We start from the raw sequence: 26,893 nt of genomic DNA, 5'->3' as shown, positions 1-26,893 counted from the left end.
GCTGATTTAGCTGATTATAAGAGATTGTTACTTAATTGTTATTAAATTATAATATGTAATTATTAATTATATAAGTCAGAAGAATAGCATGAAAATAGCATTGGTTAAAAAAATTATTTTATTTTTTTAACCAACTGCGATGGTAAGAGTTCTAGAGAAGTTTCAACCATTTTTGTATCCCCATGTTGAATAAAATGATCATCATATTCAAAGGTGGTCAAATCTACACATATTTTCTCATCATTTAACAATTCTAAGATGGCACTGGCAACGCCACCTTGTTTTTGAGAGTCAGAAAAGACATACCAATTGGTATACTTTTTGGCTAAAGAACAAAGCATCTCTTTATCAAGTGGTTTCACAAAACGCAAATCTAAAACAGCAATATCATCTGCATGCAGGTTTTCTGTTTCAAGTGCTTTTGAAACCCCGGCTCCATAACCAATGAATAGTTTAGAACTTTTCCCCTCTTTGAGAAGTTCTGCTTTTCCTGTGATAAACGGGGTTGCTTTATAATTAAGTGATGCAAAGGCACCTCTTGGATATCGAATGGCACAGGGACTTTTTGCTTCATACCCATATTCAATCGCCATTTTGAGTGTTTCATTGTCTCGTGGTGCACACAAAATCATGTTAGGAATAAATCGTAAGAAGGAAACATCAAATGCCCCTTGATGTGTCTCTCCGTCATTTCCGACAATACCCGCTCGGTCAATAGCAAAAACTACAGGCAAATCCATCAAGCAAACATCATGAATGATTTGATCAAACCCTCGTTGTAAAAAAGTTGAATAAATGGTTACAAAAGGTTTGAAGCCCTCTTTTGCCATAGCAGCCATTGATGTAACCGCGTGTTGTTCAGCAATGGCAACGTCCCAGAAACGCTCAGGATACGCAGCAATGAGTTTATCAATACCTGTTCCACTTGGCATGGCTGCTGTTACTCCTACCACGTTGTCATGTTTATGTGCTAACTCTAAAAGAGACTCTGCAAAGACTGCCGTGGCACTTTTTGCGGCACTTTTTTTAATAAACTCACCGCTTTCAACATCAAATGGCCCCACTCCATGCCAATGTTCATGGTGCCCTTCAGCAACTTTGTATCCTTTTCCTTTGACAGTTTTAGCATGCACAATCACCGGTTTTTTCATACTTTTTGCCAATTTTAATGTGGAGATAACCTCTTCTAAATCATGACCATCAATAGGGCCTATATAATCAACACCCATCTCTTCAAATATAATTCCAGGTGTGATGAGTTTCATACTCTCTTCAATTTTTTTAGCTAAATAAGTGGTACCTTCAGGAAAATGGTTTCGAATCATTCGATCCACTTTCTCTTTGAAATTTTGATAGAGCTTTCCAGCCAATAGTTTACTTAAATGTTTACTGATTGCTCCAATAGGTTTAGCAATGGACATCTCATTGTCATTTAAAATAATCACCATTGGGTATTTTCTATCCCCTAACTCATTGAGTGCTTCATACACCATTCCTGCTGTCATTGAACCATCGCCAATCATAACAACAGGCATTCGATCCTCTTTTTTCAGTGCAATGCTTTTTGCTGCACCCACAGCTAAGGAAATAGAAGTTGAACTGTGTCCTGCTACAAAATAGTCTTTATGAGACTCTTTGGGTTTGGTAAAGCCACTTAAACCATTGAATTGCCGAATTGTCTCAAAGCTCTCCCAACGATCCGTTAAGAGTTTATGAGGATAACATTGATGAGAGACATCGAAAATAAAAGGGTCACGGTTTACATCAAAAACATAGTGCATTCCTACAGTGAGTTCTACAGCTCCCAATGTTGATGAAAAATGTCCACCATTACGACTGACCACATCTATGATACGTTCTCTGATACTGGCGCATACCTCTTCGAGTTCTTTGAGCTTTTTATCGTGTAAATTCATGATATTTAGTCGAATACCTTTGCTTTGCTTAAGTTGTTTAATACTTCATCTAACAGTGCAATTACTCTTTTGTTTTGCTCTTTTCTTCCAATGGTGATTCGAATGGCATTTAAACCATATGAGGTTAAATCTCGAATGATGATTCCTTTTTCTAAAAGCTCTTGAGCAACTTGCGCTGAGATATACTCAACGGGCAATTTCAGAGTGATAAAGTTGGTATAACTTGGAATATAATCCAACCCTTTCTCTTTGGCATAGGTTTCATACGCACCTATCTCTTCAAAATTTTTAGCGATACACTCTTGTACAAAACTCTCATCTTTGAGTGCTTCAATGGCTGCAGCCAATGAAAGCGTTGAGATATTAAATGGCGGTCGTAATTTGTGCAATATTTTAATGATTTCAGCATTCGCAATTCCATACCCGACTCTCATTCCTCCAAGTGCATACGCTTTAGAAAACGTTCCTAAATAGATTGCATTAGGAAAAGTGTGAATTAAATCACTTGGATCAATCGCTTTGTTAGCATCTTTAAATGCAGCATACTCTTGATACGCTCCATCTACAATGACCAGTGTCTCTTCACTCACCTCTTTTAAAAAGTTATACACATCCTCTTTATCCACACACTCACCTAATGGGTTGTTGGGTAAACATAAGAAAATAATATCTGCCCCATTTTCTTTATAAAGTTTGGAAAACTGCTCTAAATTGTGCTCATCATCCGGTGTTTTTAATACGGTTGCACCTGTTTGTTTGGCATAGATTTCATACATGGCAAATGTGGTTTTAGACATGATAACTTTCGAATCTTTTGTACATTTAGCATGCACACAAAACTCAATGACTTGGTCACTTCCAGAACCAATCACAATATTGTTGCTTGCTACTTTAAATTTCGAAGCCAATCCCTCTTTTAATTCGTACATAGAATCATCTGGGTACATGAACATATTTTTTGAAATCTCTGCAATACGTTTTGCAACTTTTGGTGAAGTTCCGTATGGGTTCTCATTGGAAGCCAGTTTCACAATATCTGACTCTTTAACGCCATACTCTCTTACAACCAACTCAATTGGTTTTCCTGCTTCGTAGATTTTTACATCATCTAAAACACTGTTAAAATTCATTTTCATTATCCTTTGAATTAAATGTCATCCGCTTCTTTAACGTATGACCCTAAAAATTTAATACTTGCTTCATGTTTTTTAAATATTGTTTGTACATTCTCATCATTTTTATGCCCATCAAAATCGATAAAAAAGATCGAATCTCCTTGCACGATATGTGATTTGATTTTTGTTAAGTTAATGCCTGCTTTATCAAAATCACTCAAAAAGTCCACCAATGCTCCAGGAGTATTTGGTAATTTAGCCAAAATCGATGTTTTATCATTGCCACTTTGTGCATTTTCAAAATCACTGATGATAAAAAATCGTGTTTTATTATTGTCTTTGTCTTCAATGTTCTCAAACAAAATAGGCAGACTGTACATCTTCGCACCCACATGAGAGCAAATAGCTGCTGCATTGGGTTCAGCTAAAGCCAATTTGGCGGCTTTGGTTGTTGATTCAATGGGAATATGCTCCACCTCATCTAAACCAAAATTCTCTAGAAATTTACTGCACTGTTCAAACGCGATGTCTTTTGAGTAAATCTTTTTTATGTCACTCACTTTATCGCATGTTGTTGCTAAGGTGTGGTGAATATCTAAAATCACCTCTGCAATGATTTTAAGATTGTAATTGGTCAAACAATTAATGGTGTCACTGACAATTCCATTTGAAGAGTTCTCAATAGGAATAACCCCAAATTTTGCTTTTTTAGTGCTCACTTCCCTGAACACCCCTTTGATGGAACCAATAGAAATATAAGAACTCATCGCACCAAAACGCATCTCAGCAGCTTGATGTGTAAAGCTTCCTTCTGGTCCTAAAAAAGCGATGTTTTCAGGTAACTCAAGATTTCTAGAAATGGCAAATATCTCTAAGAAAAGAGCCTCAATGGCTGCATTATTGAGTAAGCCATTGTTGCGTTTTTCTAAACGTTTGATGATCTCTTTTTCTCGTTCAGGTCGATAGATTGCGCCACCACTGTGGGCTTTTAAAACACCCACTTGATGAACCACTTCCATTCGTTCATTGATTAAATCTAAGATTTTATCATCAAGAGCATCCAGTTTATCACGTAACTCTTTTAAACCCTCTTCATTATTCATAGTTCACCTTTTTTAAAATGTTCTAATACTTCTGCCATATCTTTACAGATAAAGTCAGGGTGTTGACTCTTATTTAAAGTATGCAGTATTTCATTTTCATCTTTAATTTTTCCACTTAAGACCAAACAAGTTTTCAGTTTTAAGTTTTTTGCTCCCACTAAATCCCCTATCATATCATCTGAAATGATAGTGATTTCATCAAACTTTAAACCCAGCATCGCTCGAGCACTCTCATAAAAAGTAAAGCTTGGTTTCCCCACCACTTTATACTCTTTATTCACTGCAAATTTAATCATCTGCATAATAGCACCTACACCAGGATAACGTTTTCCATCTTTAGAATACAATGAGGTTTCATGCATCCCTACAAGATTGTTGGCTTTTAATCCACACTCAATCATCAACGCATAATCTTCATTGGTGTACTCTTTTTTAATCGAGACCAACAACGCTTCAGGTTGTTCATACTCCAACTCATATCCCATTGATTGCACAATATTTAGAAACTCTTGTGTTCCAAAAGCAGCGACTTTGTGTTCAGGCAAATTGGCTTTTAAAAGTGAAAAAGGGTCCGTATAGGTTTGTACGGGTAGGCCTTTTTCTTTTAAACTTTGTAGAAACTCATCGCTTTTATGTTTGGTGTTATTCGTAATTACGACATAAGGAATATTTTGAGTGTTTACTGTCTCTAAAAATTCAATAGCACCATTGATGGGTAATCTTTCAATGTCATCAATGAGTGTGCCTTGAACATCTATAAAATATCCCTTCATCATCACCCTTATTTAATAAACTCTTCTTCTAAAGTGATTAAATCTTCAAACGTCTCTCTTTTTCTTATAAGTCTGTCTTCACCATTTTCAACAGCAATTTCAGCAACTCTTCCTCTTGTATTATAGTTAGAACTCATTGAAAATCCATAAGCTCCAGCACTATAAATTGCTACTAAGTCATTGTGTTGTGTTTTAGGAAGCTGTACATTTTTTGCAAAAAAATCTCCACTCTCACAAACTGGACCAACTAAATTACAAGCGCTAAACTCTTTATTATCATTTAAAACTTCACTTTTGTGGTATGCATTGTATAAAGAAGGTCTAATCAAATCATTCATAGCTCCATCAACAATAACAAATCTTTTTTCACCATTTACTTTCTCATATAATACTTTTGTTATAAAAGTACCCGAATTCCCAACAATAAATTTTCCTGGTTCACAAACAACAGTTATATCAAGACCAAACATTGTTTCTAAAACAGTTTGAGCATATTCATTTGTATCAATAAGTTTTTCATCATCATATATGATACCTAACCCACCACCAATATCTATAAAAGAGAGTTCAATTTTAATTGCAGCAAGATTTCTTACTAAATCAGCAATAATTTGTACTGATTCTTTTATTGGCTGTAACTGTGTTAATTGCGAACCTATATGACAATGTATACCAGTTGGTTCTAAATTATCAGAGTTTTTACACTGGATGTACATTCGTTTTGCCGTGTCAATATCTACACCAAATTTATTCTCATGCAGACCTGTTGAGATATATGGATGTGTTTTGGGGTCAATGTTTGGATTAATTCGAATAGAGATTCTTGCTACTTTTCCTAGCTCTTTTGCTATAACTTCAACTCTGTCTAACTCAGCAGCACTCTCTACATTGATCATTAAAATTCCAAACTCTAAAGCCTGTCTAATCTCATCATCTGTTTTTCCAACACCTGAAAAAATGATTTTATATGGTTCAATACCAACTTTTAAAGCCCTTTTAACTTCACCAATAGACACACAATCTGCGCCTGCACCAAGATTAGCCAAATGTTTTATTACGCTCAAATTTGAGTTTGCTTTTACAGCATAAGCAATTAATGATTTTCTAGCTTTAAAAGCTGTTTTTAATTCATTGTATTGATTTGTAATATAATCAAAATCATATACATAATAAGGTGTACCATATTTATTTGCTAATTCTTTAAAATTAATACTCATTTTTTTTCCTATGTTTTCTAAAATCTTAAATTTAAATTCCAAGAATTCAAAATTAAAACTTTTTTTCTAAATAAATTTAGTGGTTTAGATTTTAGTTAATATCAAGGCCAGCAAGAGAATTTAACCAGGAGTTTACTTGAAGTAAATGAGTGATTAAATTCTCTTGTTTAACGCAGATAGTGGCTAAAAGATACCTTTATAAATCTATTTATCAGTACCGTTCCAAGCAATCGTTGGCTTCCCATTCTCATCAAACTCAACCGCTGGCATACCCATGATGTTAAACCCTGAATCCACGTAGTGAATCTCACCTGTTACGGCACTGCTTAAATCAGAAAGCAGATACATACCTGAGTTTCCTACTTCATCAATGGTGACATTCTTTTTAAGTGGTGAGTGTGCTTCATTCCATTTAAGCATGAACCTGAAATCACCAATCCCAGCTGCTGCTAACGTTTTAATTGGTCCTGCACTGATTGCATTGACTCGGCATCCATCTTTACCTAAGTCTTCAGCTAAATATTTTGTTGTCATCTCTAGTGCTGCTTTTGCAACCCCCATTAAGTTATAGTTCGGGATGTATTTTACTCCACCATAGTATGAAAGTGTTAAAATCGATGCGTTTTCACTTAACAATGGTTTTAACTCTCGTGTTACTTCGATTAAAGAGTATACAGAGATGTCCATAGCAATATCAAAGGCATCTTTAGAGATGTCATAGAATCTTCCAGACAGACCCTCTTTTGGAGCAAATGCAATTGAGTGAACGATGAAATCAATTTGCCCTAAGTCTTTCTCTAAAGAGACTTTCAGTGCTTTGATCTCTTCAGGTTTGCTTACATCACATGGATAGACTAAGTTTTCACTTCCAAACTCAGCAGCGATTGGCTCAACTCTTTTTTTCAAGCTGTCATTTAAATATGTAAATGCAATCTCAGCCCCTTGAGCCGCACACGCTTTAGCAATTCCATATGCAATTGATTTATTGTTAGCAACCCCAAGAATTACCCCTTTTTTACCCTTCATTAACATCCTATAACTCCTTTGTATTTTCTATAATTTTTATAAAATCTTCAGCAACCCAACTGGCTGTTCCAATTAATACCCCATCAACACCATCGAGTTGACAAATACTCTCTACGTTACCCAATTTGACACTGCCACCGTATAAAAGTGGTTTTGAACACTGTTTTTTAAGTGCTTGATGCACATTGACAATATCATCATTGGTTGCCGTTACGCCTGTACCAATCGCCCAAACAGGTTCATAGGCTACAACTAAGTTTTCATAACTTAAATCAATACCTTCAAACTGAGTTTGCATGTATTGTAAAGTGGCGTCTAAACCACTTTCTTTAATCTCTAAAGGCTCTCCCACACAGTAGATGATTCTGTATCCCAAGGCTTTAAAGTATTGATACTTTTGGGCAATCATCTCTTGAGTCTCCCCTAAGATGTGTCGTCGTTCACTGTGACCAATTAAAATGGTTTTGATGTAAAACTCATCGAGTTGTTCTGTTCCTATTTCACCTGTGAATGAACCGTTTTGTGTAGCATAAGCATTTTGTGCTCCAATATGCAAGTTTGCAACGGTTTCAAAATAGTCAAGTGAAGTAGCCGTTGGAAAAATATAGACATCACTGGTACTGTTTGTTTTCAAATAGTTATTCACCAGTGAGACATATTTAGCCGTACTGCTTCGCGTATGGTTGGTTTTAAAGTTTGCAGCAATAATTGGCATGCTTACTCCTCAATAACCAATGCTTTAACACCTGGCAATACTTTTCCTTCAATGAGTTCCAGCGATGCTCCACCACCTGTAGAGATAAAGGTCATTTCATCTTCATCACCTGTTACTCGTACTAAGTCAGCCGTATCACCCCCACCTACAACCGTAGTTGCATACGATGAAGCTACGGCGTGAGAAATCTTTGCACTTCCTTTGGCAAATTTATCCATCTCATACACACCCATTGGTCCATTCCATAAAATAGTGTGTGCATCTTCAAGAGCTTGTGCAAACAACAGTGCCGTTGCAGGTCCAATATCAAGTCCCATCCAGTTTTTAGGAATCTCTTGAGTGGTGGTTGGTTTAGCAAATGCCTCTTTATCAAACGCTTCAGCAGCAACAACGTCCACTGGTAAGTAGAATTTTACCCCCAGCTTTTTTGCCTCTTCCATGATTTTAAGTGCTTCTGGAATCAAATCATCTTCAACCAAAGAGTTTCCTACTTCATGTCCCAATGCTTTTAAGAACGTAAAGGCCATTCCACCACCAATAAGAATCTTATCGACTTTTGGAACTAGGTTATGAAGTGCTTCAAGTTTTCCAGAGACTTTTGATCCACCTACGATTGATACAAATGGTCGTTTTGGATTATGCACAATGTGGTGGAAGAATTGAATCTCTTTTGCAAGCAAAAACCCTGCTGCCTTTGAATTGGCATCAAAATGTTTGGTGATGCCTTCAACTGAAGCGTGTGCTCTGTGACTTACTCCAAAAGCATCGTTGATATACACATCTGCCATGGAAGCAAGTTTTTCGGCAAACTCTTCATCATTTTTTGTTTCACCTTTGTTGTATCGAAGGTTTTCTAAAAGAAGAATATCGCCTGCTTGTAAGTTTTTGGCCAACTCTAATGTGTCATCTTGAACCACATTTTTAGCCATGATAATCTCTTGTTTTAAAAGGGTGTGCAATCTTTTTGCAACTGGTTTGAGTGAGTATTTATCCTCAAATGGCTCTTTAGGTCGCCCCAAATGTGAAGCTAAAATAATTGAACAATCATTGTCAATACAGTATCGAATCGTATTGAGTGCACTTCGGATTCGTCTGTCATCGGTAATATTACTGTACTCATCCATTGGCACGTTAAAATCACAACGGATGAATACTTTTTTTCCTGCTAAATCAATATTTTTAATCTCTTGTAGCTTCATTGAGTTCCTTATTTGTTTGATACGTACACAGCCATATCAACAAGTCGTGAAGAGTAACCCCACTCATTGTCATACCATGTCATTACTTTAATCATATTTCCACCAATTACTTGCGTTAAGTCTGTTGCAATAATGGTTGAGTTTGTATCTCCAATAATGTCTGACGATACTTTCATTTCATTATCCACAGCTACAATTCCAGCAAGCTCTTTTGCTTTTGCTTCAAAGAGTGCATTTAACTCCTCTTTTGTTGTCTCTTTGCTTACTACAACGTTTAAGTCCACCATAGAAACATCTGGAGTTGGAACTCGAACACTTTGTCCGTGAAGTTTTCCATCCAATTGAGGCATGATTAATCTCATTGCTTTAGCTGCACCTGTTGTGGTAGGGATCATGTTCATAGCACCCGCTCGAGCTCTTCGTTTATCTGATTTGTGTTTTACATCTAAGATATTTTGGTCATTGGTGTACGAGTGAATGGTGGTCATTAACCCTTTTTCAATTCCAAATGCATCATCAATGATTTTTGCTACTGGTCCTAAGCAGTTTGTTGTACATGAAGCATTAGAGATAATTGCTTCTCCTTTGTATTCACCCTCATTGACTCCAATAACATATGTTGGTGTATCATCTTTGGCTGGTGCACTCATGACCACTTTTTTAGCACCATTATCTAAATAGACTTGTGCTTTCTCTTGTGTAAGGTAAGCTCCTGTACACTCTAAAACTACGTCAGCTCCACAATCGCTGACGAATGTTAACTCTTTTGCATCTCGTGTGCTGTACAATTTTGCTTTAACTTTTCCTATTGTTACGTATCCATCTGCTACTTTGATTTCACCATCAAATGTTCCATGTACCGTATCAAATTTTGTTAGATATTCAAGCATCTCTACACTTGACGTATCATTGATAGCAACGAGTTCCACATCATCTCTTTTAGAGATAATTCGTGCAACACATCGACCAATTCTTCCAAAACCATTTATTGCAACTTTTACAGCCATCTCTTCCCTTTTTATGAGTATTAAATTTTCGATATTTTATCTAAAAATTGCTATAATATAATTTAAGTACAATGTATAAGGTAAAGTTAATTGAAAATAGGAATTTTTGGTGGCAGTTTTGACCCACCTCATGTAGGTCATGAAGCCATTGTAAATGAAGCTCTCAAAAAATTAGACATTGATAAATTAATTATCGTGCCCACTTTTTTAAGCCCATTTAAACACGAATTCTTTTTACCGCCTGCAACACGATTGGAACTATTAACCAAGCTCTTTTCAAAAGATGCAAAGATTGAAGTCTCTGATTATGAAGTAAAACAAAACCGAAGTGTCTACACCATTGAAACCGTAAAACACTTTAAAAAGCACTACTCTTGTGAGAAAATCTATTTAATCATCGGAGAAGATAACTTAGAAAAACTTCATTTATGGTCAGAATTTGAACGCTTAAATCAAATGGTTGAGTTTGTTGTAGCAACCAGAGAGACACAAAACAACCATCCGTTGCTCTATGCAAACTTCAAACGTTTACCCATTGATGTGGATGTCAGTTCCACTTCAATCAAGCAGGATTTGGATTTGAATGCCATTCCAAATGTTATACAAAACGATTTAAAAACTATCATACAAAAGGTGTAATACATTGAATAAAACAATCGAAAAAATTGTTCAAGTTTTAGATGAAAAAAAAGCGGAAGCCATTGAGGTCATTGACTTAAAAGAGAATGACTATTTGGTTGATTATGTTGTAGTAGCAACTACATTGAACCCTAAACATGGAGCTTCGTTAGTGACTTTCATCAAAGAAGCTCTTAAACCATTGGGAGAGAATTTTGTTCGTTCAGATGAAGATGAAGATTGGACAGTAATCGACTTAGGCGATATGTTTATTCATCTAATGAGTGAGAAATACAGAGAAAAATACTCTATTGAAGAGTTCTTAAGTGAACTGCCTAAAAGAGGGTAAGCCCTCTTTTATTTATTGTCCACGTAAAAGTTTATTATAGTTGGCACCAGCATCTCTGGCACCACCCATTTCACCTTTATAAATTGCAAAGGCAACGACGATTGCTAAAATAATCAAAAACCACTTCATTACATCACCTCCTTGGCCGTTATTCCTAACAGCTTCAGTCCCGTTTTAATGCTTAAACTGACCATAGCTAATGCTTTAAGATACTCTTGTTCATTAGGTGTACCTACAATTTTATGTTCATTATAAAATTTATGAACTGAAGAAGCCAATGAGTACAAATAGTCTGTAATTTTTTGCATGTCTCGTTTGCTGAATGCTTCCTCCAATATTGAAGGCAACAACAACGCTTCATACATCAAATTGGCACTCTCATCTTCTAAACCCTCAAGTGTGATATCTTTAATGCTTTGGAATGTCAACTCTGATTTTTTAAAGAGCTGATTGATTCGTGCATGGGCATAGTTGATATAAAAAATTGGGTTACTAGAGTCTTGGTTGGTTAACATATCCAAATCAAACTCTAAATGCGTATCACTCTTTTTGGTCAAAAATACAAAACGTAATGCATCTGCACCAATCTCATCTGCAATATCAGAAAGCAAGATCACATTTCCTGCTCGTTTACTCATTTTGTAGGGTTCTCCCCCTTTTAAAAGTGATACCATTTGAGAAAGTAAAATTTCTAATCTGTTTGGATCAAACCCTAAAAATTGAACAGCAGCTTTTACCCGAGTGATGTATCCGTGGTGGTCTGCGCCCCAGATATTAATAAATTTATCGTATGGTCGATTAAATTTATTTTCATGGTAAATAATGTCTCCTGCTAAATATGTAGGAATCCCGTTCTCTCGTACAACAACTCGGTCAACGTCATCACCCAGTTGGGTTGATTTAATCCAAACTTTTTCATCTTTGGTGTATAAAGAACCGTTCTTCTCTAAGTTGGCTTTGGTACTTTCCCAATTGACATACAGAGATTTTTCACTGACAAAGTTTTCAAACTCAATACCAATTTTAAAGAGGTCATTTTTGATTAAATCAAGGACTTCATCTTTTGCAAATTGTGCCAATTCATCCATACGTGTGGCATCTTCAAAAATCTCTTTTCCGAACTTTTCTTCAACCAATTTTGCAATGTCATAAAGGTAATCCCCCCGATAGTACTGATCGGGATACTCTACATCCACTTTTAAAATTGATTCACGTCCTGCCAGATATAATGAAAGACCTAAAAGATCCATTTGTGCACCTGCATCGTTGATGTAGTATTCACTGGTGATATCATACCCTAAATGTTTTCCTACACGATAGAGCGTATCTCCAAATATTGCTCCACGAGCGTGTCCAATATGCAGTGGTCCAGTTGGGTTGGCACTCACGTACTCTAAAAGAATTTTTTCATTTTTAGAGCCCTCTTTAGCAAACTCTTCGGGCGTACTTAAGGCATCACTGACTGCTTTATGCAAAAACGCATTAGAGAGTTTAAAGTTAATAAAACCTTTAACCGCACTTACAGATTCAAACATCTGTGAATCTGCAAATTTAGCAGCTAACTCATCAGCAATCACTATTGGTGATTTACGATACTCTTTGGCCAATGAAAATGCAACCGGCGTTGCATAGTGACCTAAAGTGATATCCTTAGGTTTTTCCAATACAATACTTAAATCTAATACTTCTTCAATATGATTTTTAACTACTCTTTGCAACGATTCTCACTTATGCGTTTTTAGTTTCGTTTGTTGACTCAGATTTAGTTTCACTCTTTTTGTCTTCGATTTTCTCTTCAGTTTTTACAACTGTCTCTTCATCGTCCTCTTTAACTGCTTTTTTGAAGTTTTTAATTCCACTTCCTAAACCTTTTGCTAATTCAGGGATTTTTTTACCACCAAAAAGTAATAAAACTACCAGTGCAATTAATACCCACTCCATACCACCAGGCATACTCATGACATTCTCCTACAAATTATTTTTCATGATTATAGCCTCTTAATGCTTAAAGATTATATAGGGCTATTTAAGGAAGAAAGTCACGATTTTATAACCCATACCTGCAGCAAAAACAGTACCAAAAAGGTTTAAAAACATGTTGGTTATTCCAAGTATAAGTGAGCTCTCTAAAAGAAGAAAACTCTCAATAGCAAATGTAGAATACGTAGTGAGTGCACCTAAAAAACCTGAAGTTAAAAAGGCTTTAATTGCGGTAGGAAAACTGAAGTGTAAAAACAGGGCAAACAAGATTCCAATAAGAAAACTTCCCAAAACATTAACCGTCAATATGCCTACAGGAAACTCTCCTGGAACGGCTTTTGTAATGGCTGCATTGGCATAAACGCGAGCAATGGCTCCTAAAAACCCACCCACACCTACAGCTAAAACGGTTTGCCAAGTCAAAGTCATGATGCAGGCTTTTCCTCTTCAAAAACAGTACGCATCTTCTCTTCAGCGACGTCAAACCAATCTGTTCCTTTTCCCGCTTGCATGGTCTCTAAAAATACTACTTTCACCACTCCTGGTGTAGCATGCAAGGTTTTTGAGTCCAATACTTGTCTGGTATTGAACATCACGACGGGCTGTACTTTGAGTTTATATTTATCTGCTAAAATACGAGCACCCGCACGAAATTTTCTCATGTACGTTCCATCACTTCGTGTGCCTTCTGGAAACATCGCAATGGGTCTCCCCCCATCAAGTCTATCTTTCCCCTCTTTTAAAAGCGTTACAACACCTGTTTTATCTTCACGATTAACAGTAATCATACGTGGGGCTTTCATAATGTGTCCAAAGAAAAACAAGTCTGTTATCTCTTTTTTTCCTACCCATGCAAGATTTCGAGAGTGAATGTGTTCCATCACCACGATATCTAAAAGAGATTGGTGGTTTAAAATAATCATATCTGCATTGGTATCTGGTTCACCTACGATTTCAAGTTTGATTCCCAAAAGCTTCACTTGAAGTGCCGTCCAAATTTTTCTCACCTTGTGATGATTATTTCTAAAAATATACATACATATAATCGTAATAGATACGGTCAATGTAAACTGAATGAGTGTTAAAATTCCTCTAATCTTCGACAATGTTTTTTTCCTTTATCCATCCAATGGTTTTATTATTGTTCTGTATTTCAAACAAGATTTTACTGAATGGACCTTTTTGAGTTAAAATTTCTACAAGCTGCTTTCGTTGTGTGATATGAAATACTGTAGAGTTTTTTGTTGGTAAAATATAGATTTTTGTTCCCTCTTCTATGACTATAGAGTTATTGGGTTTAGCAAAAATATAAAAAACAAGTAAACAAACAAGCCCTAAAACGATAAAGACTCTTTTTCGTTTAAATATATACAACAATAAAAACAGAATCGTGGCAATTCCAGCTGCAGTCTTTTTATAAAGCTCCACACTGCTGTTATTAGGGTTTAAATCTGTTTGAGTACTGACAAGTTCCTCTTCTAGTTTTATGGGAACACTGAGTATTTTAAATGTTTTTGTGCGAATATCATAATATTTAAAATTAAGCACTTTGGTATAAATAGGTATGATGGCATTATAAATCAGTTTTTGTTTGGGATAACTCTCTTCTAAACTCATTAAGAGTTGTTCATCCACATATTTTAATCGAAAATCTTCTAAGTTTCCGTTGGTGCTTTCAAGTTCTAGTACGGTCAATAATTCATCATTACTGTACTGTTTTGTTTTTGAAGAAATCACTTGTAAATCTTCAGCAATGACATCTGTAAAAAGTTCATCACCCAATGCAATGCTTGTGTACTCTATGGGTTTAGCATCTAAATAAAGAACATCGACAATTTCATCATTGTTGTATAAAATGATTTGAAATCGTGGCATAGAAAAATTAGCTGAATAGACTTTAAAAAAGAAAAGATTATGAAAGGTATTGGCTTTACTTTGTGCTTCCCATGGAGATTGAGGGTTAATCAAAGCAATATTTTTTGCCCCTAAAAACCGTGTCTCTAAATGCGTATAATTGGTCGTTGTAATCAGCGCTTCAATCTCAACTGCAAAGCGTTGATAGGTATGAATCTTTTCTGGGTAATTTAAGAATTTGGCATAGATATTGTTTTCATGATCTTGTTGAATTTCATAAGGAATGGCTTCAAACCAGTTGGTAGTTTCAATTGTTTCTTCAATAAAAGTATTGATTTGAGTCTCTTCTTCTGTCCCCTCTTCTTCATTTAAAGGCAAAGCATCTTCAAGATTACTTTGTGGTTCTTCTTGTTGCAGATGTTCACTTTCAAATATGGATTGTTCAGTATCAAAGAATTGCTCATTACTCAAAGCAATATTAAAAAGAAGTATTAATAGAAGTAAATATTTCATAGCTTCCCTATTGTATAAAAGAGAGCCTAAACTCTCTTTTTAATTTAGTTAAAAAAACCTTGAAGCATCTTTACGCCATCATCACATCCAAGCAATGACTCAATTGCTCGTTCTGGGTGAGGCATAAGACCAAAAACATTTTTTTCTTTATTGCAAATACCCGCAATTTGAGAAACCGAACCATTAAGGTTTTGTTCATTGCCATTTTCATCACAATATTTTAAAAGAATTTGACCATTGTCTTCTAATGCTTTTAATCCTGCTTCATCTGTAAAGTAGTTTCCATCATGATGTGCAACAGGAATATTAACCACCTCATTGACATCAAGCTTTTGTAAAAAAGTGTTGTCATTGTTGATCACTTTTAAATGGTTGTATTTAGAGATAAAGTGTAATGAATCATTTCTTTTCATAGCTCCTGGTAGTAACCCAGCTTCTAAAAGAATTTGAAACCCATTACAAATCCCCAATACTTTTCCACCATTTTGTGCAAAGGTTTGTACGGCTTCCATGATTTTAGCAAAACGTGCAATTGCACCACTTCGTAAATAATCCCCATATGAAAACCCACCTGGAATAACTACCAAGTCAGTATTGTCAGGAATTGTTGTCTCTTTATGCCAAATGATTGTAACGTTTGCACCTAATTTTTCAAATGCATACTTTGTATCATATTCACAATTGGTACCTGGAAATTGTAATACTGCTACGTTCATGATTAACCTATAATTTCGATTGTATAATCTTCAATCACTGTATTTGCAAGAAGTTTTTCACACATGTTTGTAACTTCTTCTCGTGCTTGTGTTTGAGACGTTGCATTGAGTTCTAAAATGATTTGTTTTCCGATTCGAACATCTTTAACGACCTCTTTGAAACCTAAAGTGTCCAGTGCATGATGTGTTGCTTTTCCTTGGTCATCTAATACACCTTGCTTTAATGCTACATTTACGATTGCTTTCATTTATTACCTTCAATTAATTTTTTTGGGATTATATCTAAAAACACCTTTAGTGATTTTTTGATTATTTACTTAACCTATTAAGTATGGTTGTGTACCCACTTAAGATTTTATCTTTGATTGTTTGAGGAACGTTTACCTCTAACTTCTCACCTGCTTTTAACGATTTTGCTTGCTCTTTCCAATTTTGCTCTTTTCCAAAATCTCGTAAGATTTGTTTGTCCATAGAGATATAGTTGCCTGCATCAAAATCCTCTTTAGAGATAAATCGTGAACTCTCTGGAGTTAATACCTCATCTCCAAGTACCCACTCACCTTTTGAGTTTACAAAAATTTCAAATTTTGTGTCCACAATAATAATGCCATTATCAAGTGCAAACTGCGTAAACTCTTTAAAAAGTTTTTCTAAGCTCGTAACAATCTCAGGGAATTTCTCTCTCACTGTTGCAGAGTTTAAAGGCTCATCTTTAATCCCTTTAGTCGTTGGCGTAAAAATAGGTGTTTCAAATTTATGCCATTGTGGTAAATCTGAAGTCAGCTCTAAACCATATGGGTCATTTCCATTTTGACATGCATCATACAGTGAACCTGTTAAGTAGTTTCTAAAAATCAACTCAAACTGAACCACATCACCATCAATTTCTGCTTCAAGGGGTTTACACAACTCCATCATTTGACATCGTGGAGCAATCTTTAAAGAAGCATCCACATTTTCTGAAAGAATGGCTGTACGAATTCCAGCATCTTTTGCAAATTGTGCTCCGTTGTTTGAAATAGCCGTTTGAGAAACACCTTTTCCTTCAATCTCTAAATTTAAAGGAATATCAAATACAGAACATCGATCACTTCGAACCAATAAAACTTTTGCTTCATCACCCGGACACGTATAAAGATCTGCATTTTTACCGATATAAAAGAGGTTATACCCTAACTCTTCAAGTTCATCGATTCCTTTTTTTGTTGTAGTTTTCTTTGATTCTGGCCAAAGACCAAGTGCTACAATCTCACTGATTTTCATCTATTCTCCTACTATTTTTTCATAATAATTAATGATTTTAAAATATCGACACCTGTTTTGAGTTGGTTGTCTTTAAACAATTCTTCTTTTGTTATAACGTCTGAATTCTTTTTCTCTTCTTTTGTTTTTACTTCATCATGATTGACTTTTTCTAACTCACCTTCTAAATGTTTTTTTAAGTCTGCTTCTTTGATTTTAAACTCAGCATCACTCTCTTGTGGAACTTCTCCAGCATATGCGATGATGTCTGGTGTAATTCCGGTTGCTTGGATGGTTCGTCCACTTGGTAAATAATATTTAGCAATGGTGAGTTTCACCCCTTCGCTTTTATCATCTGTAATTGGTAAAATTACTTGAACTGAACCTTTACCAAATGTTTTTTCACCCACTACGATGGCTCGTTTGTGGTCTTGTAAAGCACCACTTACAATCTCACTGGCACTGGCACTTCCTGCATTTACAAGTACAACCAATGGAACTGAGGTTAATGTATTTGCTGAAGTTGCAGAGAACTTCTCTTCACTGCTTTCATCTCGCCCTTTTTGAGAAACAATTACGCCACTGTTGACGAAAAAGTCTGTCACACTGATGGCTTGATTAAGAAGTCCACCTGGGTTGTTTCGTAAATCTAAAATAATCCCTTTAAACGTTTTATTTTTATTAATCGCTTTTCGCATATTCACATCAACATTTTTATCAAAGCTGGTTACTCGTAGATACAACACATCGTCCCCAATGGTTTTAGAGTAAACCGATTGGATTTTAATGATATCTCGAATGATTTTTATCAGGATTGGTTTGTTTTCACCTTTTCTTACAAGCGTTAATTCAATCGGAGTTTTTGGCTTTCCTCGCATGAGTCCCACCGCTTCATCTAAAGTGATATTCAATGTAGAAGTGTCATCGATTTTTAAGATGATATCACCCGCTTTTACACCTGCTTTATATGCTGGAGTATCGTCAATTGGTGAGATAACGGTTAAAGCTCCATCTCTCATTCCAACGGTGATACCCAAACCTCCAAACTCGCCATTGGTTTGAATTTGCATCTCTTTAAAATATTTTTTATCCATATACGTTGAGTGTGCATCCAACTCTTGCATTAAACCTTTTAAAGCTTTATTTACAATCTCTTGCAATTTGATATCGTCTACATAGTACTTCTCAACTGTGCCTATGACTTTTGTCAGTTTTGAGAGTGATTCAAATCGTGTCTGTGTCGTTTCGTTGTCTAAATCTGATTTGGTTTCTAATGTATTGACCTCATTAGCGTGAATGAAGCTGACAAATGCGACCACATAAAAAAAAGAGAATAAAATGCTTTTCATGGCTGACCTTTTTGTTAAATAAGGTAGTATTATATTCAATTTTTCATAAAAGTAAGATTTTATAAAAATTTTTGTACCATTGTGTAGAATTTAAAATGAGGATACAATATCTATGAGCTTAAAAGATAACGTTGATTTTGTCAAAAAAGAGTTGGACTCTGAAGAGAAATTTATCGAGAGTTTTGTAAAAGTTGAGCGATTTTATAAAAAATATAAAAAAGCACTTATTGCTGCAGTGGCAGTGATTGTTGTGGGTTCAATTGGTTACACCATTAACAACTCCATTCAAGCAAGTAATAAAGCCAAAGCCAATCTTGCATTTAACAAAATTTTAAATGATGTGAATGACCAAGAGGCCTTAGCAACACTGAAATCAAGTAACGACAAACTTTATAATGTTGCTTTATATCTTCAAGCTAAAGAGGGAAATAAAAATATCCAAGTCAATGAACGATATTTAAAATATCTTTTAGAGTATGAAGAGGCATTAAAGAATTCTGATGTTGAAAAACTGAACTCTTTAGCCATGCAAAAAGATTTTTTACTTAAAGAGTTTGCCCTTTTTAACAAAGCACTGATTCTTACCGAACAAGGTAAATTTGAAGATGCTCGACAAACACTTAAAATGATTAAACAAGATTCAAAAGTGAGTGATTTAGTTGCTTTATTAAACCACTACTTACTTACTAAATAGGACACAAAATGAAAATAGTTTCTACACTTTTATTGGCTTTATTGTTATTCACTGGTTGCGCAGGTAAAAAGTTTTTTGAACCTGAAGATTCAGAGAGTTTTGATGCCAACAGTTCAAGCTTAAGCTCAGATATTGAGAGCATCAACCGAAGTGGTGCAACCTTAGAAGATAAAACCTACATCTCTGCGTCAGGGGTTTCAAGTATGAAACTGCTTGAAGGTTATGAGTTCTTAAACAGTTCAAATGGGATAATTCTTTCTACGAACAATAAAGACAAAGTTGCCATTGATTCAAAAGAGATTGAAATTGGAGACATTGTTGTGGCTGCTTCATTGGAAAACGATCTTTTAGCGTTGGTATACGCGAACAACTCGATTGCATTGTATGACCTACAAAAAGAGCGATTTGTTTTTAAAGAGTACTACAAAGAATCGATTGTAAATGACACTCGTATTACCAACCCTCACTTTATGAGTAACATCATTCTTTTCCCAACACTGGATGGAAAAGTCATCGTTGTGAGTAAAGATAATAATCAAGTGGTTAAAAACATTGTGGTTGATCCAGATTCAACGTTTAATAACATCATTTACTTAGACGTTATCAATGATACATTGGTTGCAGCAACCAATAATAAAATCATCGCTGTGGGTACAGGAAACCTGTTTATTAAAGATTATGAAATCCGAGAAGTGATCACCAATGATTCTCATATTTTCATTGCAACCATTGATGGGCAATTGATTAAAATGAACACAGAATTGGATGTTTTAGGTTCTAAAAAGTATCGATTTGCAAAATTCCATGCATTAGCTTACGGTGGGAATGCCCTGTATGGGTTAGAATCACAAGGATATTTAATCAAAGTGGAGGATGACTTTGAACACGATACTATTTATGATTTCTCATTTGATGCAGAATCAAAAGCAATTGCCGTAAAAGACACCATCTATTTTGGGGATGAATACATTCAATTTAAATAATCCCTTTTAACTTTTAAAGCAGTGAACTTCACTGCTTTACCTATGCAAAGGTTGGTATGGAAAATTCAACTTCACATTTTCAACTCATAACCTTAAAACAAAACCACTACAAACTGCAACTTTTTAAATGCTGGAATAATGCAACCTTAAGTGAACAAATCATGGCGCTTAATCGTCTGAAACTCTCTTCTAAAGCAACAGTAGAACTGGATTTTGAACACATTGAAGCATTGGACAGTTCAGCCATGATATTTCTTATTGGTTTTTCAAAGCGATTTGCAAAAACTTCCATGCAACATTTAGGCCAATTTGAAAACCTTTACAATGTTTATCACACCTACTATCAAGAGAACCAAAGTCGTCCGTTTTTAGATACCTTCTCTTTAGAGCGCATTGGCAAAAAAGCGTATGAGACGTATGAGGGAGCTTTAAATTTTATCCATTTTATCGGACAACTTTTTTACTTTTTATCATACTCTTTATCCCATCCTCACAAAATACGCTTTCAAGCCACGCTCAAACAAATAGACAGTTCAGCCATTCAAGCATTGCTGATTATTGCAGTGACCTCTTTTTTGGTGGGATTGGTCATTGCCTATCAAGGGGCGGTGCAACTTGAAAAGTTTGGTGCCAATATTTTTATTGTGGAGATGGTTTGTATTACGATGTTTCGCGAAATTGCACCACTGGTTACAGCCATTGTTATTGCAGGAAGAACCGCCAGTTCCTACACTGCAGAAATTGGTGCCATGAAAATCACCGATGAGATTGATGCCATGAAAACCATGGGCTTTGAACCCACGATGTTTTTAACTCTACCTAGGGTCTTAGCTCTGTTTGTTTCACTGCCACTGTTGGTCTTTTTTGCAGACGTTATTGGTGTTTTTGCAGGTATGGTTGTCGCACATTTGGATCTGAATATTACGTACAATGAGTTTGTACTTCGCATGGGCAATGAGGTGCCACTTAAACATCTACTAATTGGTATTTTTAAATCGATGTTTTTTGGTATTGCCATTGCTATTATTGGATGTTATCGTGGCTTTCAAGTTCAAAATAACACCACCAGTATTGGACGCTATACGACGTTCAGCGTGGTCAATGCTATTTTTGTTGTGATTGCTTTAAACGCGCTCTTTTCTGTTATTTTAACCGAAGCTGGGATTTAATCATGAGTATCATCAAAGTCAATAACTTAAGTACGAAGTTCAAAGAGAATGTGGTACACGATAACATCTCTTTTTCGATTCAACAAGGGGAGATTTTTGGTATTTTAGGCGGAAGTGGTTCAGGAAAAACCACTCTCCTTCGTCAAATTGTGATGCTGCAAAAAATTCAAAAAGGCTCGATTGAAATTTTTGATAAAAATGTTTCCAAACTCTCACTGAATGAACTGGAACAACTTAAAAAAGAGTACTCTTATCTCTTTCAATTTGGTGCGTTGTACTCTTTTTTAAACGTGATTGAAAACATTGGCGTGATGCTTAAAGAGTACACCAATTTACCGCTTGATTTGATTGATAAAATTGCTTTTACACACCTAAATATGGTAGGTCTTCCAAGTAAAAGTGCTTTTTTATACCCTTCTGAACTCAGTGGAGGAATGAAAAAACGAGTGGCTTTAGCAAGGGCTTTAGCAATGCAACCTAAAATTCTTTTTTTAGATGAACCCACCAGTGGGTTGGACCCTTCAAGTACACAAAAGTTTAATGCCTTAATCAAAGAGCTCAAAGAGGTATTAAATTTAACTGTCGTTATAATAACTCACGATTTAGATACAATTACACAAGTTTTAGATCGATTTGTTTTACTGAACCAAACGATTGCATTTGAAGGGTCAGTTCAAGAAGCACTGCAAAGCGATGATGCATTTGTTAAAGAGTTTTTAACACAAAAAAAGGAGTAAAAAAACATGGATTCTCAAATAAATTTTTCTAAAATTGGTTTTTTTGTTATTACTCTTTTTATTTTGATGTTGGCTTTTATTTTTTGGTTGGGGAAATACGGATTTGAACAACAAAAATTTGACACCTATTCAATCTTTTTTACAGAGTCTGTTTCTGGTTTAAATATTGAATCCCCTATTAAATATAAAGGGTTTGAAGTGGGTACGGTCAGTGATATTAAAATCAATCCCAATAACTCAGAACAGATTCAAATTGAGATAAAAATCAATAAAGGTACCCCTATAAAAGAGGACAATGTAGCCGTTTTAGGCACACTTGGATTAACGGGTTTACGATATATTGAACTTAAAGGTGGAAACCAAGAAGCCAAACCTTTACAAGCGAATGAAGAGGGTTTAAAAGTGATTCCTTCTAAAGCCTCTATGATTGCAACACTCGAAGACTCGACAGAAGATATTACCAAAGAGTTAACGGAAGTTTTAATACGAACCAAAAAACTCTTTGCAGATGAGAACCTCCAACACATCTCAATGATGATTGAAAATGGGGCTAAAAGCATGAAAAATCTTGAAGTTTTCACACAGTATCTTAATAAAAAAGAGGAACATTTGGACCGTTTGATTCAAAGTATTATTGAATTAAGCCAAACCAGCGGTGCCTCTTTTGAAAGCATGAACTCTTCAGCACAAAGTGTACAAGCCTCTGCGCAAGCACTGAAAAAGGTTTCAACCGTTTTATCTGCTGAGTTACAAAAAGGCACCTATGATATCAAAGCCATCTCTCATGAAAGCTTTTCAAAACTCAACATGGCTTTAGATGCTTTAGATAAAACACTGCTTCAAACCCAAGAGCTCGTAGAGAGTCTAAAAGAGAGCCCAAGCGATATTCTTTTTAAAGAGAAACCAATTAAATATGGTCCAGGAGAGTAAAATGAAACATTATGCAATATTATTAATACTGTTGTTATTGACAGGATGCTCAGTTAAAAACAGTCCTACATTCAACACCTATGCCATTGACTTTCATACACAAAGCAAGACAAGCAAAACCATAAATAAAACCATTTTTATTAATCAGCCTTATATCAATGGAGCATTTGCTACTAAAAATATCTTTTATACCACCAAAGCGTATGAATATGATGCGTATGCAAAGAACCGTTGGATTGATTTTCCCTCTTCCATGCTACAACTGCAACTCACACAAGCCTTTGCTCAAGCTAAACTGTTTAAACATCAAAGCATGAGCAGTTCACGCCTTACTCCTGATATCTATTTAAATACGGTGGTCAATAAAATGTATCATCTGCATGAGAGGGGTGAATCCTATGCCATGCTTTCAATGAGTTTTGAGCTTATTGAAAAGGGAAATTTACTTTTAAGTAAGCAAATCAACAGACGCTTAAAGTGTAAAGAAAACACACCTTATGGTTACGTACAAGCTCTTAATGAGGTACTTAAAATGTCCATTGAAGAGTTGATTAAAGAGGTTGCTAACACCTCTTTATAGTTTGATATTGGTATTGAGTATATTTTCTATTAGTACCGTAGCATAAGCTGCTTTAGGCAAAGTAAATCTCAACGTACACGTCTGCTCTTCTTCATTGTATGAAACACTTTGATTTGTAATAAAAACAATCGCCGGTCGTCTTAAGCCTTTTTCTTGAATATAGGTATCATCAAACTGCGCTTCAAGCTTTCTGGCTTCTCCCATACTTTTAAAGACATTTCTTCCACACAACAACCCTGTTGGTACAATTTTATGTGCTTTAAAATCTTTGATGATTTCTGGTGTTATTTGCTTTGGAGTAAAGAGCTTATCATTGTCTAACTGCATCATCACATCACCATCCAGCAGTTTAAACTCCTCTTTTGAAAGCTCAACTCTTTTGGACAACCATTTATTAAAGAAATCACTTTGATACGCCGAAATCAACATCTTTTCCAGTTTTCTGTCTCGTATCTTTAAGTCACCATAGATGATTTTTTGTGCTTTTTCTAAGTTTTGTTCAATATCTTTTCCAAATCGTTGAAAACCAAAGAAGTTTGGCAATCCTATCTTGGCTATCTCTTTGACTCTTTTTTCAATCATAGGTACAATTTTTGGTTTAACTTCATGCAATCGAATCGTAAAAGTATTGCCTTTTAAATCCCCTATATTGAGCTTGGTTTTATGTAAAAAGCTCTCCAATATCTCAATTTTATTGTGTCTGAATTTTTTAATATCTTTGGCATATTTTCTTGGTATGGAGATGTATTGTGTGGTGGTTGCATTTTTATCTTTTAGCCCCGCATAACCTATCTCATGATCATAGATGTTAAGTCCCTTTGAGAGCTTCTCTATTAAATCCCACGTACCCAAATTCTTCTTTCGTATTTTTAAAATAAGAAAATTCCCTTTATTGGTAAACGTAATGGGTTCTTCTTCAACGATAAAGTCATCCACGTTTTGATAAAACTTGAAATGAAGTGGGGTATAGTCTTGGATAAAGGTTCGCGTCATGATTGTTCTTTTTAGGGAAGTATATCAAAAAAAAGCAAAAAAAAGACACCCGAGGGTGGGTGTCTTTTTTATATTAAAGGAGGGAGTCTAAATTTACGTTAGTCGCTGTTTCAATAAGTAAAGTGACTGGTTACTTATTGATAATTAAATTATAATCTGTTTGCCTTAACAAAAAACCAATCAATGGTTAACCAATGGTTAACTAGGTCATTTTCACATAAAAAACAAGCAAAAAAATAGGTACCCTCTAAAAGAGAGTACCTATTTGGGAGAGAATGAAAAATCGTAAATATAATTATCTTAAACAGTAAGTTATACGCCTATAACTTATTGATAAAAAAATTATAACACTCAACCGTTAATTGTGAGACAACAAAACGTTAACAAAAAATTAACACAACTATTCGTTGTTCAATCGATCATCTTTCCAGTATTTTGTCCCTTGAATGGTCGCTTGCAGTGCTACCCCGTTTTTTGTGATCTTATACAATTTAATTCCTGGAGCAATGGTAATAGCTGCATTTACTGCTGCACCTTTATTTTCAGCTTTGACTGCAACATCTGCTTGGGCATTGGCTTCCCATCCATAATTAACAAAGTTTTCAAAAACTTTTCTATTTTCAAAGATGAATACTGCTCGAAAATCTTTTAAACCAAATCCAAACCCTGCTCCAGCTGAAACCATCTTCATATAGATGTTTTCTCCTGTAAGGTTATCATGAGCAACTCCATACCCCCCTTCTGCTGAAAAGAGTATGACATTGACTCCAACGTTACTGAACACTGCGTAGCCATATGCTCGATTCATAAGCATTTGGGCTTCAACATTATCTTTTAATAATGCCAATGTCTCTTTCTTCATTTTTAAAATTTCATCTCTGTCCTCTTGCGCGCTGTTACTGCTGACGAAACCTGATAAAAAAACATACATTATTAGCATGGAAATAAGTTTAAATATTTTTGACATCTCTTCACCTCATTTCTAATATATACAAAAACTATACCATAAAAACCAAATGAGACAAATAAATAACGAATTTTATTCGTTAAAAATCAATTTGAGTAAATCGTTATCATTAATCACTTCACTTGTACCATATGCAACAGCTAAAAGTGGCTCTTTAGAGACTCGTACAGGAAGTTTAATGATGCTTGAAATATACTCATCTAATCCACGTATTAATGAGCCTCCCCCTGTTAAAATAACGCCATTATCCACTGCATCAGCGGCCAAATCAGGAGGCATATTTTCTAACACATTTTTAATCACATTGATGATGTCTTTAAGAGGCTCTTTAATGGCACTTCGAACCCCTTCACTTCCTAACTCAATGGTTGAAAGCAAACCTGAATTATCTCTCCCTTTGACTTGAATTTTGAGCTCATTTTCAAGTTTAACAGCCGCTCCAATCTCTATTTTAATATGTTCAGCTGTTTTTTCACCAATATAGAGATTGTAGTTTTGTTTGACATAATTAATAATGGCTTGATCAAACTTATCTCCAGCAGATGTAGTGGCTTTACACAAAACCAATCCGCCCAATGATGTCACAGCAACCTCGGTGGTACCTGCACCAATATCCACCACAATATGTCCTTCGGGGTTACCTACAGGAATACCTGTACCAATAGCAGCAGCCATTGGTTCTTCTACTAAAATAACTTCTCGTGCTCCTGCATTAAATGCAGAATCTTTCACCGCATTTCTCTCTACTTGTGTAACCCCATAGGGTACACAAATGACCACACGTGGTTTTAAAAAAGATTTTCGATTATGTACTTTGTTGATGAAATATTTAATCATCATCTCTGTGGCTTCAAAATCAGCAATCACGCCATCTTGAACCGGTCGTATCGCTCTGATATGAGCTGGTGTTTTACCCAACATCTGTTTGGCTTCTTGACCGACTGCTAAGACTCTGCTTTTACCATATCGATCCTCTTGTATTGCAAGGACAGTGGGTTCATTGATGACAATACCACTGTCTTTTACTGACACAATAATATTGGCTGTTCCTAAATCCATTGCAATATCTTTTGAAAATAGACCAATTATTTTATTCAAAATCATCTGCACCGCCCTTCATTTTTGTAAGATTATAACATATTTGTTAT

General features: G+C 35.4%; 29 protein-coding genes. 8 read left to right on the top strand and 21 right to left on the bottom strand.

Annotation, left to right across the window (positions count from 1 at the left end; all coding sequences use genetic code 11):
- Positions 1-113: 113 nt before the first annotated feature.
- The 9 genes from dxs to gap all read right to left on the bottom strand — a co-directional run bounded on the left by dxs (position 114) and on the right by gap (position 10,071).
- Positions 114-1,916 (bottom strand): 1-deoxy-D-xylulose-5-phosphate synthase, encoded by a 1,803-nt coding sequence (gene dxs, locus CRV04_RS11880; RefSeq protein WP_128997073.1) that lies wholly within the window; start codon positions 1,914-1,916, stop codon positions 114-116.
- 5 nt (positions 1,917-1,921) lie between these two features.
- The gene (hisC, locus tag CRV04_RS11875; RefSeq protein WP_128997072.1) at positions 1,922-3,046 is read right to left on the bottom strand and encodes a histidinol-phosphate transaminase; all 1,125 of its coding nucleotides are present in this window, start codon (positions 3,044-3,046) and stop codon (positions 1,922-1,924) included.
- 17 nt (positions 3,047-3,063) lie between these two features.
- On the bottom strand, positions 3,064-4,134 hold the full coding sequence (gene pheA, locus CRV04_RS11870; RefSeq protein ID WP_128997071.1) for a chorismate mutase: 1,071 nt from the start codon (positions 4,132-4,134) through the stop codon (positions 3,064-3,066).
- Positions 4,131-4,907 carry an HAD-IIA family hydrolase gene (locus CRV04_RS11865; protein ID WP_228126552.1) on the bottom strand — a complete coding sequence of 259 codons (777 nt, stop codon included), beginning with the start codon at positions 4,905-4,907 and terminating at the stop codon, positions 4,131-4,133. Before CRV04_RS11865 ends, pheA begins: the two co-directional genes overlap by 4 nt.
- 8 nt (positions 4,908-4,915) lie before the next feature.
- Complete coding sequence (lysA, locus tag CRV04_RS11860) at positions 4,916-6,124, bottom strand: diaminopimelate decarboxylase (RefSeq protein ID WP_128997069.1); 1,209 nt, start codon at positions 6,122-6,124, stop codon at positions 4,916-4,918.
- A gap of 204 nt (positions 6,125-6,328) precedes the next feature.
- Positions 6,329-7,156: an enoyl-ACP reductase FabI gene (fabI, locus tag CRV04_RS11855; protein ID WP_128997068.1), complete on the bottom strand. Its 828-nt coding sequence runs from the start codon at positions 7,154-7,156 to the stop codon at positions 6,329-6,331.
- Between the two features lies 1 nt (position 7,157).
- A complete protein-coding gene (locus tag CRV04_RS11850; protein ID WP_128997067.1) occupies positions 7,158-7,865 on the bottom strand; it encodes a triose-phosphate isomerase in 708 nt (235 codons plus the stop codon).
- Between the two features lie 2 nt (positions 7,866-7,867).
- Positions 7,868-9,064: a phosphoglycerate kinase gene (locus CRV04_RS11845; protein ID WP_128997066.1), complete on the bottom strand. Its 1,197-nt coding sequence runs from the start codon at positions 9,062-9,064 to the stop codon at positions 7,868-7,870.
- Between the two features lie 8 nt (positions 9,065-9,072).
- Positions 9,073-10,071, bottom strand: a complete 999-nt coding sequence (gene gap / locus CRV04_RS11840; protein ID WP_128997065.1) for a type I glyceraldehyde-3-phosphate dehydrogenase — start codon at positions 10,069-10,071, stop codon at positions 9,073-9,075.
- Positions 10,072-10,161: 90 nt separating this feature from the next.
- Between gap and nadD the strand changes: the two genes are divergently transcribed.
- Both nadD and rsfS read left to right on the top strand, forming a co-directional pair.
- A complete protein-coding gene (gene nadD / locus CRV04_RS11835) occupies positions 10,162-10,710 on the top strand; it encodes a nicotinate (nicotinamide) nucleotide adenylyltransferase (protein WP_128997064.1) in 549 nt (182 codons plus the stop codon).
- A gap of 4 nt (positions 10,711-10,714) precedes the next feature.
- Positions 10,715-11,038, top strand: coding sequence for a ribosome silencing factor (gene rsfS, locus CRV04_RS11830; RefSeq protein ID WP_128997063.1), 324 nt, complete (start codon positions 10,715-10,717; stop codon positions 11,036-11,038).
- A 128-nt stretch (positions 11,039-11,166) separates the two neighbouring features.
- On the opposite strand, the gene argS is transcribed toward rsfS, so the two are convergent.
- From argS to CRV04_RS11785, 9 genes are all read right to left on the bottom strand, one after another.
- Complete coding sequence (gene argS / locus CRV04_RS11825; RefSeq protein WP_128997062.1) at positions 11,167-12,756, bottom strand: arginine--tRNA ligase; 1,590 nt, start codon at positions 12,754-12,756, stop codon at positions 11,167-11,169.
- A gap of 10 nt (positions 12,757-12,766) precedes the next feature.
- The gene (gene tatA / locus CRV04_RS11820) at positions 12,767-12,997 is read right to left on the bottom strand and encodes a twin-arginine translocase TatA/TatE family subunit (RefSeq protein ID WP_128997061.1); all 231 of its coding nucleotides are present in this window, start codon (positions 12,995-12,997) and stop codon (positions 12,767-12,769) included.
- Positions 12,998-13,060: 63 nt separating this feature from the next.
- Positions 13,061-13,447: a fluoride efflux transporter FluC gene (locus tag CRV04_RS11815; protein WP_128997060.1), complete on the bottom strand. Its 387-nt coding sequence runs from the start codon at positions 13,445-13,447 to the stop codon at positions 13,061-13,063.
- Positions 13,444-14,124, bottom strand: a complete 681-nt coding sequence (locus tag CRV04_RS11810; protein ID WP_128997059.1) for a lysophospholipid acyltransferase family protein — start codon at positions 14,122-14,124, stop codon at positions 13,444-13,446. Before CRV04_RS11810 ends, CRV04_RS11815 begins: the two co-directional genes overlap by 4 nt.
- Complete coding sequence (locus tag CRV04_RS11805) at positions 14,111-15,385, bottom strand: hypothetical protein (RefSeq protein WP_128997058.1); 1,275 nt, start codon at positions 15,383-15,385, stop codon at positions 14,111-14,113. Before CRV04_RS11805 ends, CRV04_RS11810 begins: the two co-directional genes overlap by 14 nt.
- Positions 15,386-15,429: 44 nt before the next feature.
- Positions 15,430-16,101 (bottom strand): phosphoribosylformylglycinamidine synthase I, encoded by a 672-nt coding sequence (gene purQ, locus CRV04_RS11800; protein WP_128997057.1) that lies wholly within the window; start codon positions 16,099-16,101, stop codon positions 15,430-15,432.
- 2 nt (positions 16,102-16,103) lie between these two features.
- Positions 16,104-16,349 (bottom strand): phosphoribosylformylglycinamidine synthase subunit PurS, encoded by a 246-nt coding sequence (purS, locus tag CRV04_RS11795; protein ID WP_128997056.1) that lies wholly within the window; start codon positions 16,347-16,349, stop codon positions 16,104-16,106.
- 61 nt (positions 16,350-16,410) lie between these two features.
- Positions 16,411-17,364, bottom strand: coding sequence for a phosphoribosylaminoimidazolesuccinocarboxamide synthase (locus tag CRV04_RS11790; RefSeq protein WP_128997055.1), 954 nt, complete (start codon positions 17,362-17,364; stop codon positions 16,411-16,413).
- Positions 17,365-17,375: 11 nt separating this feature from the next.
- On the bottom strand, positions 17,376-18,692 hold the full coding sequence (locus CRV04_RS11785; RefSeq protein WP_128997054.1) for a S41 family peptidase: 1,317 nt from the start codon (positions 18,690-18,692) through the stop codon (positions 17,376-17,378).
- 112 nt (positions 18,693-18,804) lie between these two features.
- On the opposite strand from CRV04_RS11785, the gene CRV04_RS11780 reads away from it, so the two are divergent.
- From CRV04_RS11780 to CRV04_RS11755, 6 genes are read left to right on the top strand one after another with little or no spacing between them, the layout of a single operon-like run.
- On the top strand, positions 18,805-19,386 hold the full coding sequence (locus CRV04_RS11780; RefSeq protein WP_128997053.1) for a YfgM family protein: 582 nt from the start codon (positions 18,805-18,807) through the stop codon (positions 19,384-19,386).
- Between the two features lie 8 nt (positions 19,387-19,394).
- Complete coding sequence (locus tag CRV04_RS11775) at positions 19,395-20,369, top strand: hypothetical protein (protein ID WP_128997052.1); 975 nt, start codon at positions 19,395-19,397, stop codon at positions 20,367-20,369.
- 56 nt (positions 20,370-20,425) lie between these two features.
- Positions 20,426-21,538: an MlaE family ABC transporter permease gene (locus CRV04_RS11770; RefSeq protein ID WP_128997051.1), complete on the top strand. Its 1,113-nt coding sequence runs from the start codon at positions 20,426-20,428 to the stop codon at positions 21,536-21,538.
- A 2-nt stretch (positions 21,539-21,540) separates the two neighbouring features.
- Positions 21,541-22,275, top strand: coding sequence for an ABC transporter ATP-binding protein (locus CRV04_RS11765; RefSeq protein WP_128997050.1), 735 nt, complete (start codon positions 21,541-21,543; stop codon positions 22,273-22,275).
- A 6-nt stretch (positions 22,276-22,281) separates the two neighbouring features.
- Positions 22,282-23,205 (top strand): MlaD family protein, encoded by a 924-nt coding sequence (locus CRV04_RS11760; RefSeq protein ID WP_128997049.1) that lies wholly within the window; start codon positions 22,282-22,284, stop codon positions 23,203-23,205.
- Position 23,206: 1 nt separating this feature from the next.
- A complete protein-coding gene (locus CRV04_RS11755) occupies positions 23,207-23,785 on the top strand; it encodes an ABC-type transport auxiliary lipoprotein family protein (protein WP_164969164.1) in 579 nt (192 codons plus the stop codon).
- Here CRV04_RS11755 and CRV04_RS11750 read toward each other — a convergent pair.
- From CRV04_RS11750 to CRV04_RS11740, 3 genes are all read right to left on the bottom strand, one after another.
- Positions 23,780-24,778 carry a tRNA pseudouridine(13) synthase TruD gene (locus tag CRV04_RS11750; RefSeq protein ID WP_128997047.1) on the bottom strand — a complete coding sequence of 333 codons (999 nt, stop codon included), beginning with the start codon at positions 24,776-24,778 and terminating at the stop codon, positions 23,780-23,782. The two genes, CRV04_RS11755 and CRV04_RS11750, sit on opposite strands and share 6 nt — an antisense overlap.
- Before the next feature lie 400 nt (positions 24,779-25,178).
- A complete protein-coding gene (locus CRV04_RS11745) occupies positions 25,179-25,745 on the bottom strand; it encodes a lipid-binding SYLF domain-containing protein (RefSeq protein WP_128997046.1) in 567 nt (188 codons plus the stop codon).
- Positions 25,746-25,817: 72 nt separating this feature from the next.
- On the bottom strand, positions 25,818-26,849 hold the full coding sequence (locus CRV04_RS11740) for a rod shape-determining protein (RefSeq protein ID WP_128997045.1): 1,032 nt from the start codon (positions 26,847-26,849) through the stop codon (positions 25,818-25,820).
- Positions 26,850-26,893: the final 44 nt, after the last annotated feature.

The sequence above is a fragment of the Candidatus Marinarcus aquaticus genome, assembly GCF_004116335.1.
In the GTDB taxonomy this organism is placed as follows: domain Bacteria; phylum Campylobacterota; class Campylobacteria; order Campylobacterales; family Arcobacteraceae; genus Marinarcus; species Marinarcus aquaticus.
The sequence above is the reverse complement of the archived record's forward strand: the minus strand, read 5'-3'. Positions and strand labels throughout refer to the sequence as shown.

What these genes read in the sequence shown, in the direction of transcription:
- CRV04_RS11750 (WP_128997047.1), bottom strand. Translation starts at nt 24,778, where the DNA reads ATGACGCGAACCTTTATCCAAGACTATACCCCACTTCATTTCAAGTTT.
- purQ (WP_128997057.1), bottom strand. Translation starts at nt 16,101, where the DNA reads ATGAACGTAGCAGTATTACAATTTCCAGGTACCAATTGTGAATATGAT.
- CRV04_RS11815 (WP_128997060.1), bottom strand. Translation starts at nt 13,447, where the DNA reads ATGACTTTGACTTGGCAAACCGTTTTAGCTGTAGGTGTGGGTGGGTTT.
- CRV04_RS11770 (WP_128997051.1), top strand. Translation starts at nt 20,426, where the DNA reads ATGGAAAATTCAACTTCACATTTTCAACTCATAACCTTAAAACAAAAC.
- dxs (WP_128997073.1), bottom strand. Translation starts at nt 1,916, where the DNA reads ATGAATTTACACGATAAAAAGCTCAAAGAACTCGAAGAGGTATGCGCC.
- CRV04_RS11755 (WP_164969164.1), top strand. Translation starts at nt 23,207, where the DNA reads ATGAAACATTATGCAATATTATTAATACTGTTGTTATTGACAGGATGC.
- CRV04_RS11850 (WP_128997067.1), bottom strand. Translation starts at nt 7,865, where the DNA reads ATGCCAATTATTGCTGCAAACTTTAAAACCAACCATACGCGAAGCAGT.
- CRV04_RS11845 (WP_128997066.1), bottom strand. Translation starts at nt 9,064, where the DNA reads ATGAAGCTACAAGAGATTAAAAATATTGATTTAGCAGGAAAAAAAGTA.
- CRV04_RS11775 (WP_128997052.1), top strand. Translation starts at nt 19,395, where the DNA reads ATGAAAATAGTTTCTACACTTTTATTGGCTTTATTGTTATTCACTGGT.
- CRV04_RS11760 (WP_128997049.1), top strand. Translation starts at nt 22,282, where the DNA reads ATGGATTCTCAAATAAATTTTTCTAAAATTGGTTTTTTTGTTATTACT.
- fabI (WP_128997068.1), bottom strand. Translation starts at nt 7,156, where the DNA reads ATGTTAATGAAGGGTAAAAAAGGGGTAATTCTTGGGGTTGCTAACAAT.
- pheA (WP_128997071.1), bottom strand. Translation starts at nt 4,134, where the DNA reads ATGAATAATGAAGAGGGTTTAAAAGAGTTACGTGATAAACTGGATGCT.
- lysA (WP_128997069.1), bottom strand. Translation starts at nt 6,124, where the DNA reads ATGAGTATTAATTTTAAAGAATTAGCAAATAAATATGGTACACCTTAT.
- hisC (WP_128997072.1), bottom strand. Translation starts at nt 3,046, where the DNA reads ATGAATTTTAACAGTGTTTTAGATGATGTAAAAATCTACGAAGCAGGA.
- CRV04_RS11765 (WP_128997050.1), top strand. Translation starts at nt 21,541, where the DNA reads ATGAGTATCATCAAAGTCAATAACTTAAGTACGAAGTTCAAAGAGAAT.
- CRV04_RS11785 (WP_128997054.1), bottom strand. Translation starts at nt 18,692, where the DNA reads ATGAAAAGCATTTTATTCTCTTTTTTTTATGTGGTCGCATTTGTCAGC.
- CRV04_RS11740 (WP_128997045.1), bottom strand. Translation starts at nt 26,849, where the DNA reads ATGATTTTGAATAAAATAATTGGTCTATTTTCAAAAGATATTGCAATG.
- CRV04_RS11780 (WP_128997053.1), top strand. Translation starts at nt 18,805, where the DNA reads ATGAGCTTAAAAGATAACGTTGATTTTGTCAAAAAAGAGTTGGACTCT.
- purS (WP_128997056.1), bottom strand. Translation starts at nt 16,349, where the DNA reads ATGAAAGCAATCGTAAATGTAGCATTAAAGCAAGGTGTATTAGATGAC.
- CRV04_RS11865 (WP_228126552.1), bottom strand. Translation starts at nt 4,907, where the DNA reads ATGAAGGGATATTTTATAGATGTTCAAGGCACACTCATTGATGACATT.
- gap (WP_128997065.1), bottom strand. Translation starts at nt 10,071, where the DNA reads ATGGCTGTAAAAGTTGCAATAAATGGTTTTGGAAGAATTGGTCGATGT.
- CRV04_RS11790 (WP_128997055.1), bottom strand. Translation starts at nt 17,364, where the DNA reads ATGAAAATCAGTGAGATTGTAGCACTTGGTCTTTGGCCAGAATCAAAG.
- tatA (WP_128997061.1), bottom strand. Translation starts at nt 12,997, where the DNA reads ATGAGTATGCCTGGTGGTATGGAGTGGGTATTAATTGCACTGGTAGTT.
- CRV04_RS11805 (WP_128997058.1), bottom strand. Translation starts at nt 15,385, where the DNA reads ATGAAATATTTACTTCTATTAATACTTCTTTTTAATATTGCTTTGAGT.
- CRV04_RS11745 (WP_128997046.1), bottom strand. Translation starts at nt 25,745, where the DNA reads ATGTCAAAAATATTTAAACTTATTTCCATGCTAATAATGTATGTTTTT.